The organism is Salinimicrobium marinum (assembly GCF_014651535.1).
Classification (GTDB): Bacteria; Bacteroidota; Bacteroidia; order Flavobacteriales; family Flavobacteriaceae; genus Salinimicrobium; species Salinimicrobium marinum.
This window is the reverse complement of record NZ_BMXB01000005.1, coordinates 95,758-108,021: the sequence shown is the minus strand read 5'-3', so window position 1 is coordinate 108,021 and position 12,264 is coordinate 95,758. Positions and strand designations below refer to the sequence as shown.

The following is a 12,264-nucleotide window of genomic DNA, read 5'->3' as shown; positions in this document are numbered from 1 at the left end:
AAATCTTGGGAAAACCGAAGCTCCTGAAAAAGACTAAAAGGACATCTGAACAAAAATTATAAAAGAGCTACTTCTGAAAAATGATAGAAACAGAACGAAAATTTTTAGTGACTTCTGAAGCTTTTAAAGCAGAAGCTATAAGGCAACAGAAAATTGTACAGGGTTATTTGAACAGCGCACCCGAACGTACGGTAAGAGTCCGCATCAAAGGTGACAGGGCATTTTTGACCATCAAGGGGAAAAGTAATGATTCAGGATTGAGCCGTTATGAATGGGAGAAAGAAATTTCCGTGGAGGAAGCAGAGGCTTTGCTAAAACTCTGTGAACCCGGAATGGTGGAAAAAGTGAGATATGAAGTAAATTCCGGAAACCATATTTTTGAAGTTGATGAGTTTTTTGGTGCAAACAAAGGTCTTTTGCTGGCAGAAGTAGAACTTACTTCCGAAGAGGAAGAATATGAGAAACCGTCGTGGTTGGGAAAGGAAGTTTCAGGAGCCAAGCGGTATTACAATTCATACCTGGTGAACCAACCCTACCAGACATGGAAAATTGAGGAACAATGAAAAAATATCTTAGCATTTTCAGCCTTTTTTTGATCTTAACTTCTTGTGAGGAAAGAACTGAAAAACCGGAAAATTCCCGCGGAATTCCCGGTCCGGAAAAAGTGGAAGCCATAACCGGCACAGATGATTCCGAAAGCCGTGCAGAGGAATTGAAAAACGACGGATACCAGGTGTTCTTGCATAAAGAAGGAGATTCTACTTTGTTGATGCAGCAGTATTACATGGTGCTTCTGAAAGAAGGGCAGAACCGAAACCAGGATTCCACTGAAACCGCTGAGCTTCAAAAACAGCATATGGCGCATTTAAATCGAATGCTATCTGAAGGTTATGCCGGTCTTACCGGACCCTTTGAAAATGATGGTGAACTGCGTGGCGTAGTAATCTTCAACACCCGAACAGCAGAAGAAGCCGATAGTCTTGCCCGGCTGGATCCAATGGTAGAAGCCGGCAGACTGGAAGTGGAAGTACTTCCCTGGTGGACGGTAAAAGGAAGAAAACTTGAATAGCTAATTGAGAAAAATGATTTATTCTAAGTTGGATTTGCTCGAGGTGATTTAAAAGTCCAGCTACTTTAAGAGGAATGTAAATTCATATAAAAAGAAACTGCCCCGCAAAACGGGGCAGTCACCAACACACTAAACTAATCTAATCAATCATGAAAAAATTATTCCCAGCCTCCGCCAAGAGCCTGGTATAGGTCTACTATAGAGTATAATCTGTTTAACTCTGCATCAATAAGTTCCAGCCTGGAGTTCAGGGCATTTTCCCTTGCGGTCAAGACTTCCAGGTAATTTGCCATCCCATTGTTGAGTAATTCTTCAGAATAGCTGGTGGCAAGATCATAAGCTTCAAATTCCTTCGTTTTAAGCTCTATTCTTTCCTCGGCTGTTTCAAAGTTATACAACGCATCAGAAACTTCACGGGAAGCCGTTAAAATTGATCTTCTGAAATCTAGAAATGCTATTTCCTGTTGTGCCTGTGCAACTTCGAATTGCGTTCTTATTTGTCGCCTGTTTAAAACGGGCTGCGCCAGGGAACCGGCGAGGTTGGCAAATAAAGAATTGGCATTAAAAAGTTCTGCAAAATCCAGACTCTGGAACCCACCTGAAGCAGTTAGATTCAAAGAAGGATAAAAGCTGCTGCGTGCCACATTGGTCAGTTCAAAAGCATTGACCAGGTTGTATTCTGCAGCAATTACATCTGGACGGTTTCTTAGCAATTGTGCGGGAACCCCGATTCTTAATTCGCTTTCTATTTCCTGCTCTGCAAGGCTGCTTCTCTCTATTTGGTGCGGAGCTTCACCCAGCAAAATGGATAATCCGTTTTCCAGAAGCCGAATGTTGTTCTCCAGGTTTAGCAATACTGCGCGGGCACGGTAAAGCTGCGCTTCTGTTTGTTGAACGCCCACTTCGGTAACGTTACCGGCTTCTTTTAAGGCTCTTGTTGTTTCCAGGCTGCTTTCACGGGTCACAATGGTCTCCCTGGTAATACGGGTTTGCTCATCGAGAGCCAGCAACTGGTAGTACAAGGAGGCAATGTTCGCTATTAATTCAGTTTTTACTGCCTGGTGTGCAGCAATAGACTGCAGGTAGGAAGCCTGAAAAGCCCGGTCATTACTCCGAATCTTTCCCCAGATATCTGCTTCCCAGGAAAGACTTCCTGTAGCTTCATACTGAGTAATGCTTCCGTCGAAAATGGAGCCAAACTGACTGTTTCCGGAAAGGATTTGATGATTTAATCCGCCGCTAAGGCTAAAGGTGGGAAAGTAACTGGCTTTTCCCTGTTTAACATAAGCTTCGGCAGCAGAGATCTGCTGGAGTGCAATACGTATATCAATATTGTTCTCGAGAGCTTCTTCTATATAACCCTTGAGATATGGATCTGTGAATAGTTCCCTCCAGGAAACATCTGCCATGCTGGAGCCATCTTCGGGCAGCATGTCTGTCCTGTAATACTCTTCTTCCACTACTTCAGGACGCTCATAGTCTTTTGCCACAAAGCAGGACTGCAATGAGAACAAAACGGCCGGAACTAAAATAAATTTATATACTCTTAAATTCTTCATTTTATAATTTTATAAATGATCATTGTTTTCAGTAACAGCTTCCGGTTTTCCGCTAATTTTCTCCTGAAGCCACTGGAACAGGATGTAAAGGATTGGAATAATGAAAACTCCAAGCAGGGTACCAATAAGTAAACCACCCACGGCACCTGTACCGATGGATCTGTTTCCTGCTGCTCCGGTTCCGGTAGCAAATACCAACGGCAACAATCCTATAATAAAGGCGAAGGAAGTCATCAAAATTGGTCTGAGTCGTACCCTTGCCGCATCAAAAGCAGCTTCGACTATAGGAATTCCTGCTCTACGCCGCTGTATGGCAAATTCCACGATCAAAATGGCATTTTTGGCCAGCAGCCCCAGCAGCATGATCAAAGCGATCTGGAAGTAAATGTTGTTTTCCAAACCTGTCAATGCGGTAGTAACATAGGCTCCCATCACTCCCACCGGAAGTGAGAGCAATACGGTTAATGGAAGTAAGTAACTTTCGTATTGCGCCGCCAGGATGAAATACACAAACATAATACTTAACATGAAGATAAATATCGTCTGGTTTCCTGCTGAAATTTCTTCCCTTGTTAATCCCGAGAAATCAATAGAATAATTTGCCGGAAGAGAGCCGGTTCCTACTTCCTGTACTGCTGCAATGGCGTCACCCGAAGAATATCCGGGAGCCGGTGCTCCATTTACTGCGGCCGCATTAAAGAGGTTAAACCTGGTTACAGATTGTGGTCCATAAACCCGTTTTAATTCTACGAATTCTGTAATAGGAGCCATTTCCCCCTGTCCGTTTCTAACAAATAGGGAATTAAGGTCTCCTACAGTCGCTCGCGCTTCCGGTTTAGCCTGTACATAAACCCTGTACTGTTTTCCGAAGCGGGCAAAGTCAGCTGCATACATACTTCCTATATATCCCTGAAGGGTGGAGAAAATACTGCTAATCGAGACGCCGGCTTCTTTGGCCTTTGGCACGTTCAGGTCAATTTCATACTGCGGATAATTGGTGTTAAAGGAACTCTGTGCATACAAAATCTCTGGTCTCTGCATTAAATCATTAAGGTATCCCTGGGCTGCCTGGTCAAGTTCGGTAAAAGAACCACCCGACCTGTCAAGGATCTGCATCTCAAACCCCGAGGAAACACCAAATCCAGGTACACTTGGAGGCTGGAAGAACAGGATATCAGCATCGGCAATGCCTGCACCTACTCCAAAAAGTTGTCCAATAATGGCTTCCACAGAAGTTGAGTCGTCATCACGCTCATCCCAGGGGGCAAGTTTAATTAATCCAAGTCCGTAATTACTTCCGGCGCCACCAATCAAACTAAATCCGTTTACCATAGAAACTGCTTCTATTCCCGGAATTTGCCTTGCTCTTTCGCTTAATGCGGAAGTCACTTCTACAGTTCGGTCCAATGATGCTCCCGGAGGAAGTGAGATATTAGCCATAACCATCCCCCGGTCTTCATCAGGCACAAAACCTGTAGGAGTGGTTGAAGAAGCCCAGAAAATGGCTCCTACAGAAGCAATAATTATCACAGCAGTGATCCATTTAAACCTATATAGGAAACCTAGCGATTTCACATATTTTTTGGTTGTAACATCAAATGCAACATTAAAAGAGGTAAAAAATCTCTTTAGAAATCCTTTTTTCTCGTGTGCTTTCTCCTGATGTGGTTTCAGGAACAAAGCACATAATGCTGGACTCAACGTTAATGCGTTTACTGCTGAAATTGCAATAGCCACCATTAAAGTCACCCCAAATTGTTCATAGAATACTCCCGTAGGTCCCGAAATAAAAGTAACGGGAATGAAAACCGCACCCATTACCAGCGTAATCGAAATAATAGCTCCTGCGATCTCATTCATGGCAGATTCCGTAGCTTTCTTTGCGCTTTCAGCGCCTTCTTCCAGTTTGGCATGTACGGCTTCCACTACCACAATTGCATCATCCACCACAATACCAATGGCAAGTACCAGTGCAAACAGCGTAAGTAGGTTGATGGAATAACCAAAGAGATTAAGGAAGAAAAAGGTGCCCACAATAGATACCGGAACTGCTATGGCAGGGATCAAGGTGGATTTAAAATCCTGAAGGAAAAGAAATACCACCAGGAACACCAAAATAAAAGCTTCAATAAGTGTGATAACCACTTTACTAATAGAAGCCTGCAGGAATTCATTAGTGTCAAAATTTATAAGGATATCAAGTCCTGAAGGAAAACCTCCTTCAAGTTCGGCTAACCTTTCATGGATAGTTTCGATAATTTCCTGTGCATTGGAACCAGGAGTTTGGTAAACTGCCATACTTACTCCCGGTAATCCGTTTGTATAAGAAATAACACTGTATCCTTCGGCGTCCATCTCAATTTCCGCGACATCTTTTAACCTTAAAAATTGGCCGTTGTCAAGGGCTGTAATGATGATGTCCTCATATTCTTCTTCGGTATTGTAGCGTCCACCATATTTAATAACATATTCAAAAGCCTCGGCATCATTTTGTCCTAAAGAACCTGCAGCTGCTTCCAAACTCTGTTCGTTGATGGCAGCAGTAACATCAGATGGCATCAGATTATAAGCTGCAAGTCTTTCTGGTTGCAGCCAAATCCTCATGGCATAGTTCTTAGATCCAAAAAGACGCACATCTCCAACCCCATTGATCCTTTTTAATTCAGGAATAACATTGATGTTGAGATAATTCTGAATAAAAGTAGCATCATATTCTTCATTTTCAGATAACATCGTAAGAAACATCAGGGAACTGGTTTGCTGTTTCTGCGTTGTTACCCCCGATTGTGTTACCTCCCGCGGAAGCAAAGGTGTGGCCCTTGCCACCCGGTTTTGCACGTTTACTGCAGCAATATCAGGATCAATTCCCTGGTCGAAGAAAACATTTATACTTGCACTACCATTGTTACTGGCTGTTGAGGTAATGTAGGTCATCCCTTCCACCCCGTTAATTTGTTCTTCGATAGGAATTATAACACTTTCCAGAACCGTCTCTGCGTTAGCACCCGGATAGTTGGCACTAACCTGTACAGTAGGTGGAGCAATGTCTGGATACTGGGTGACCGGTAGCGTGGTAATTGCCAGCACTCCCAGCATAAATATGATGATGGAGATTACTGTAGATAGTACAGGTCTCTCTATAAAAGTCTTTAGCATTTTCTAATTTTTTATTTAAATACTGGTTGTAGGGTATTGGCGATACTGTCAAAAGCCACGGGTTGCGGTTGTACAGGTGTACCATTTCGCAACTGTCCCACACCTCTGGCAATGATCTTGTCGCCTTGCTGTAGACCCGAAGCAACTACAATAACATTGTCAATCCTGTCCTGTACCTGGATAACTTTTGAAATAGCTACAGTGTCACCCTGTACCTGGTAAACATGAACTTTTCCCTGTTGCTCGAAAGTAGAAACTTCAGGAACCACTGGTACGTTTTCATACGTTCTTGGAATTCTTATATTACCACTGTTCCCGGAAGCGAGGATTCTACCTGGATTAGGGAATTTTGCCCTAAAGCCAACGGTTCCTGTGGAGCGGTCAACCTGGCCTGTTACTGTTTCGATCTCACCTTTGTGCTCATAGATCTTTCCATTTACAAGGGCAAGCTCTACTTCAGGGAAGTTTTCAATTTTTTCTGAAATTGTTTCTCCTTCAGCATTCTGAATAAAATTCAGGTAGTCTCTTTCATTCATTGAATAGAAAGCGTACACCTCATCAATATCTGAAACTGTGGTAAGCGGAGTTGGATCACCGGGACTTACAAGCGCGCCTTCTCTAAAAGGAATAGCGCCTACATAACCATCTACAGGACTTTTTATAGTAGCGTACCCAATACTGGCAGCAACACTATTTAAATTGGCTTTTGCCTGCTCCAGGCGTGCTTTGGCTGTTTCAAGTTGTACAGGGCTAATGATATTTTTCTCCACCAAAGGCTTAAGTTTATCTACTTCAACCTGGGCTGCATTTACATTCGCTCTGGCAGCACCGGCATCCTGAGATAATGATTCTGTTTCCAGTCTAAACAACGTTTGTCCCTTATTTACCGGCTGTCCTTCATCCACCAGTACATCTGTAATATAACCTGAAACCTTGGCGCGTACAGCACTGCTTACAGTACCTTCGATGCTTACAGGATAGGTTGTATAACCAGTCACAGTTTTATTGGGAACTTCAATAACCGGATACGGCGCAGGGCCTTGAGCGGCACCTTGTGCACTCTGCTCATCCTGGCACGACATAAAAAGAAAAGTGCTTAATATAAAACCGAAATAACTTAATTTTCTCATCTTGATTAACTATTGTATTTATTAGGTGTTTCTTGTAATTATTCTTGATCTAAATTTTTGAACTGCGGCAGTGGTCTCCTCCAGGAAAGTGAGGAAATCCCTCTGGAAATCTAGATCAAATTGATGTTCTTCACTATCTTTTTTAAGGGCATTCCTTTCTTTTTTGTATATTAAAATCTCCTCATGAAGTTTTTTTTCATTTTCCCATTTGGCAATTTTTTCATCAATAAGATTCAACATCAGGTCCGGGTTAATGATGAAATATCGCTTCCGGTCTCCCGATTTGGTGTAATATCTCACCCTTTTTGTCGACTGTAAATGATCTAAATGGGTTGAAATAGAACTTTTTCCGGCACAAAGGTTATTCACAAGTTCCTCGAACGTGACACCTTTATTCCCTGTTAAAATCAAGGTGGCAAATATTCTTGCCGCCAGGGGTGCCAGGTTTTCCGTTTCAAAATGGACTCCCATTTTTTCGATCAATTGCCTTTTTTGCTTATCTAAATCTTCTTCCTTCATCTACATTAATTTTCTGAAGGCGCAAAAGTAGTGATTAGTTCTGAACAAACCGAACCAATGAAACTAAAATTTTCTTGCGATGTTGCAAGGGACGTTTGTAACAAAATTAGTGGGGTGGGAAATGATAAAACAACGACCGAGGCTAACTTTAAGTTAAGCTTATGTCAGCCTGAAGATTAGGTGGAAATTTTTGAAAGAAGGGTTAGTGGAGATAAATACTAAAACTGATTGGGAGCAGGTTTCAGAAAATTGAGGTCATCAGATTTAAATAAGAATCCTATTCTTACCATGCTGGTAAATTCATTGTAGCTTATCAGGCTTTCTGCATATCCATGAAACCATTCCAGGGTAAGCCGATGGGTTCTCATTTTGAAGGGTCTGTAAGATAATCTCGTTCTTACAGCTCCTTTCCATTCCCAATTAAGGCCTTTTCGCACCATTACCTCCAGTGCCAGTCGGTCTGGTTTGAGATCATACGTAAAATCCAGTTCCCCGGGGCCCATGTACTCCATGAGATCGGGATTGTCTTTTTTATACCGAAACGGAAGCCAGCCCTCAATGCTCATATGTATCCTGTCTGTAAGAGCTGCCTTAAAGCTAAGGGAGAGTTTGTTCCAGCTTCTGGAGTAGATGCTGTCGCGACCGTTTGATTCGTGTTGGGCATTAAGAAAAGCCATTCCTATGAGCCTGTTATCGCTATTGTAGATGGGTTTTCCCACACTAATCCCCGGATTGAAATTTATTTCTTCAAATGGGCTGGAAGTATCATACACGTTCCAGAAAGAGGTTTGGGTATAAGTAAGAAAAAGATAGGAATCCAGCGGCAGCGTTTTTCGGGTAATGAGTTGCTTGAAACTTATTTGATATTTTGCATCTGCAGTTTGCTTGTTGATATCTTCATTTAAAGGGACACCGCTAATAAAATAGTTGTCCTCATACATGGAAAAGGAAGACATTTTGCTAATAGTATCGTCTACCTGTTCTCTGGTTAACTGCTGCCCATAACTGCTGCTGCTGCTGAAGGCTAAAAGGATCAAAAATGATATGGTGTAGTATATTTTCATTGTAAAGTTGTTGACTTCTAATTAAATTCCTTCGGAAATGTTTGAAGCAAAGCTATAGGTAGAGCAGAGACTACCGAAAAATAGGGATTTAATCTTATGTTAAAAGAAGTAATCTTCCGTTAAAGAACTTTTCCAAAGTTCCAAACTTTGGAAAAGTTGATGTCAAGTGAACCGTAAGAAAGGTGCCGGATTATTATAAAAAATTTTTCCCCTATTCGCTGTAAATCCCTATTTCAAGTTCGCCATTCTTATTCATGGTTGCCCGATACATTCCTGCAGTGTTAAACTCCATGGCTACATTTCCTTCACCGTCTATGGCAATGATTCCGCCGTTACCTCCCAGCTCCGGATTCTTTTTCTGAATTACTTCCCGGGCTGCTTCCTGGAGGCTTAATCCTTTATATTCCATTAAAGCTGAAATATCATAAGCCACCACGCCACGAATAAAAAACTCACCCCATCCTGTTCCTGAAACCGCACAGGTTTTATTGTTGGCATACGTTCCTGCACCGATGATAGGGGCATCTCCTATGCGTCCCCAACGTTTGTTGGTCATTCCGCCGGTGGAAGTCCCGGCAGCAAGATTGCCGTGTTTATCCAATGCTGCAGCACCTACAGTTCCGTATTTAGAATCTTTAATATAAGAGTCTACAAAGGCAGACCTATTATCATCATGATCCAGCTGAGTTTCCTCTCTATCTTTTATGCGCTCCAGGCTTCGGAAGCGGTTTTCGGTATAAAAGTATTCTGGATCTACTATTTCCAGTCCATTTTGAGCGGCAAATGTTTCGGCACCTTTTCCGGCCATCATCACGTGTTCTGAGTTTTCCATTACTTCATAAGCCAGGTTTATTGGGTTTTTGACAGTAGTCACCCCTGCGACCGCTCCGGCATTAAGGGTTGCACCATCCATAATGGAAGCATCCAGTTCATTTTTTCCTTCATTGGTAAATACAGCTCCTTTTCCGGCGTTAAAAAGAGGAGAGTTTTCCAATACATTGATGGTTCTTTGAACAGCTTCTAAGGCAGTCCCTCCGTTAGCCAGAATTTCATGGCCTGTTCTAATGGCTTCTTCCAGCTTGGTTTTATAGGCCTGCTCCAGCGAATCGGACATGTTTTCCTTCAGGATGGTACCGGCTCCCCCGTGAATGACAATTCCGAAGTTTTCAGGATCATGAGTTTCTGGTTTTTCTGAAGCTTCAGCCTGTGGGACTGGTGCATTTCCGGAATCATTACAACCAAAGGCAAAGACAAGCGATACGAGAAGAAATATTTTTTTCATAATAATGGTGATTTATGGGTAGAAAGTTAGGAAAAAAATTGTTGTTGCCTCTGGTCATTTATGGAGCATATTACCTTCCGAAGCAATAGAAATGGAAAGAAAAAGCAGGAGCAGACAATGTTAGCTTTAGAATGCTTAATTTTATGATATAAAATATGAAAAATGGCAGTAAATAAACCGTTCAACCTGAATAAATGGATTGAACAAAACCGGGATCTTTTAAAACCACCTGTTGGAAATAAAAGTTTGTACACAGAATCTGAGGATTACATCGTGATGGTGGTGGGCGGCCCTAATGATCGCAAAGATTACCACTACAATGAAACTGAAGAGCTGTTTTACCAGCTGGAAGGCAATATAAAAGTACATGTACAGGATGAGGGGCAAAAGGTGACGATGGAACTTGGCCCCGGCGACATGTACCTGAACCCTGCAGAAACCCCTCATTCTCCCGAAAGACAGGAAGGTTCTGTAGGGATAGTGGTGGAAAGGAAACGAACAGATCTTGATGCAAAAGATGGATTAATTTGGTTTTGTGACAATTGCAACAACAAATTATATGAGGTTTACTTCACTTTAAATGACATTGAAAATGATTTTCAGAAACATTTCAAGCATTTTTACGAAAGTGAAGAGTTGCGCACTTGTGACAAATGTGGAACTGTAATGGAGAGAAAATAGCTTTAAAAGTTAAAAAATCTCATTTGCCGAAAAGGAACTGGCAAAATGAATTTTCTTATTTTCGCAATAAACCACATAAAACCATATTAAAATTTAAAGATTTATGAGTTCAGTAGCAGAAAAATTTGGGATCACTCAGGCTCTTGAAGAGTTGGGTGTGAAAAACATAAATAACGGAACTTCCACAGGAGCCGACTGGTTTTCTTCAGGGGGGGAGATCGAATCCTATTCTCCGGTAGACGGAGCTTTGATAGGGAAGGTAAAAGCCACCACCGCTGAGGATTATGAGAAAGTGGTCCAAACCGCAGAGGCAGCTTTTAAAATCTGGCGTACCATGCCTTCTCCGCAACGGGGAGAGATAGTCAGAAAATTTAATGATGAATTAAGAAGATTAAAGGCACCTCTTGGAAAGCTGGTTTCCTATGAAATGGGAAAATCATATCAGGAAGGACTGGGCGAGGTTCAGGAAATGATAGATATCTGTGATTTTGCAGTCGGATTATCAAGACAATTGCACGGATTAACGATGCATTCTGAACGTCCCGGTCACCGAATGTACGAACAATATCATCCGCTGGGAGTAGTGGGAGTCATTTCTGCTTTTAACTTTCCGGTGGCCGTTTGGTCCTGGAACACGGCTTTAGCCTGGGTGTGTGGAGATGTTTGTGTGTGGAAAGGATCTGAAAAAACTCCGCTGACTTCTGTAGCTTGTCAGAATATCGCAGCACGGGTTTTTGCTGAAAACGGACTTCCGGAAGGGATTTCCTGCCTCATTACCGGGGACTATACTGTGGGAGAAATGATGACCAAAGATAAGCGCGTGCCGTTGGTATCGGCTACAGGTTCCATTAGAATGGGACGTAAAGTAGCGGCTGCGGTAGGAGAGCGACTGGGAAAATCATTGCTTGAACTTGGAGGAAACAATGCCATCATTGTGACTCCTGATGCAGATGTGAAAATGACGGTGATTGGAGCTGTTTTTGGAGCGGTTGGAACTGCAGGACAACGTTGTACTTCCACCCGAAGATTGATCATCCATGAATCTATGTATGATAAAGTAAAAGGAGCTATTGTGGATGCTTACAAGCAGCTGCGCATTGGAAATCCTTTGGATGAGAATAATCACGTAGGACCTCTTATTGATAAAGATTCGGTGAAGAATTATCAGGATGCGCTTAAAAAGGTAGTGGAAGAAGGCGGAAAAATTATTGTAGAAGGAGGCGTTCTGGAAGGAGAAGGTTATGAAAGCGGTTGTTACGTAAAACCAGCCATTGCCGAAGCAGAGAATCATTACGAAATCGTACAGCACGAAACTTTTGGACCGGTACTATATATGATGAAATATTCCGGGGGAGTGGAAAATGCACTGGAACTTCAAAACGGAGTTACACAAGGACTTTCTTCGGCAATTATGACCAACAACCTTCGGGAGGCAGAGAAATTCCTTTCTGTGGAAGGATCTGACTGCGGAATTGCAAACGTGAACATAGGAACTTCGGGAGCAGAAATTGGAGGAGCCTTCGGAGGTGAAAAAGATACAGGCGGTGGCCGCGAATCGGGATCTGATGCCTGGAAGGTATACATGCGAAGACAAACCAATACAATCAATTACACGACTGAGCTGCCACTGGCGCAGGGAATCAAATTCGATTTGTAGATTTACAGATGTGAGATATCAGATCGGAGATTTTAGAGAAAACCTGCTTCTAACGAAGCGGGTTTTTTGTTTTATACGGAGTTGATAATGCTAAAATAATAGTTAAAAGATATATTTGAGGTGTTTAAAAGTAGCTGCTGCTAAAAT

Annotated in this window: 10 protein-coding genes; 4 read left to right on the top strand and 6 right to left on the bottom strand. The window is 42.3% G+C overall.

What is annotated here, in order from left to right:
- The first annotated feature begins 80 nt into the window (after window positions 1-80).
- Entirely contained in the window at window positions 81-563 is a 483-nt protein-coding gene (locus IE056_RS08825; RefSeq protein WP_189604347.1) for a CYTH domain-containing protein, read from the top strand.
- Window positions 560-1,069, top strand: coding sequence for a YciI family protein (locus IE056_RS08820; protein WP_189604346.1), 510 nt, complete (start codon window positions 560-562; stop codon window positions 1,067-1,069). The genes IE056_RS08825 and IE056_RS08820 overlap by 4 nt, the downstream gene beginning before the upstream one ends.
- 158 nt (window positions 1,070-1,227) lie before the next feature.
- Here IE056_RS08820 and IE056_RS08815 read toward each other — a convergent pair whose 3' ends face one another.
- The 6 genes from IE056_RS08815 to IE056_RS08790 form a co-directional block, all read right to left on the bottom strand.
- Window positions 1,228-2,628 carry an efflux transporter outer membrane subunit gene (locus tag IE056_RS08815; RefSeq protein ID WP_189604345.1) on the bottom strand — a complete coding sequence of 467 codons (1,401 nt, stop codon included), beginning with the start codon at window positions 2,626-2,628 and terminating at the stop codon, window positions 1,228-1,230.
- Between the two features lie 9 nt (window positions 2,629-2,637).
- Window positions 2,638-5,784 carry an efflux RND transporter permease subunit gene (locus tag IE056_RS08810; protein WP_189604344.1) on the bottom strand — a complete coding sequence of 1,049 codons (3,147 nt, stop codon included), beginning with the start codon at window positions 5,782-5,784 and terminating at the stop codon, window positions 2,638-2,640.
- 11 nt (window positions 5,785-5,795) lie between these two features.
- Window positions 5,796-6,914 (bottom strand): efflux RND transporter periplasmic adaptor subunit, encoded by a 1,119-nt coding sequence (locus IE056_RS08805; protein WP_189604343.1) that lies wholly within the window; start codon window positions 6,912-6,914, stop codon window positions 5,796-5,798.
- 21 nt (window positions 6,915-6,935) lie between these two features.
- A complete protein-coding gene (locus tag IE056_RS08800; RefSeq protein WP_189604342.1) occupies window positions 6,936-7,433 on the bottom strand; it encodes a GbsR/MarR family transcriptional regulator in 498 nt (165 codons plus the stop codon).
- Window positions 7,434-7,651: 218 nt separating this feature from the next.
- Window positions 7,652-8,497, bottom strand: a complete 846-nt coding sequence (locus IE056_RS08795; RefSeq protein WP_189604341.1) for a phospholipase A — start codon at window positions 8,495-8,497, stop codon at window positions 7,652-7,654.
- A gap of 211 nt (window positions 8,498-8,708) precedes the next feature.
- Window positions 8,709-9,779 (bottom strand): isoaspartyl peptidase/L-asparaginase family protein, encoded by a 1,071-nt coding sequence (locus tag IE056_RS08790; RefSeq protein ID WP_189604340.1) that lies wholly within the window; start codon window positions 9,777-9,779, stop codon window positions 8,709-8,711.
- 162 nt (window positions 9,780-9,941) lie between these two features.
- Between IE056_RS08790 and IE056_RS08785 the strand changes: the two genes are divergently transcribed.
- A complete protein-coding gene (locus IE056_RS08785) occupies window positions 9,942-10,460 on the top strand; it encodes a 3-hydroxyanthranilate 3,4-dioxygenase (protein WP_189604339.1) in 519 nt (172 codons plus the stop codon).
- A gap of 103 nt (window positions 10,461-10,563) precedes the next feature.
- Complete coding sequence (gene amaB, locus IE056_RS08780; RefSeq protein ID WP_189604338.1) at window positions 10,564-12,117, top strand: L-piperidine-6-carboxylate dehydrogenase; 1,554 nt, start codon at window positions 10,564-10,566, stop codon at window positions 12,115-12,117.
- Window positions 12,118-12,264: the final 147 nt, after the last annotated feature.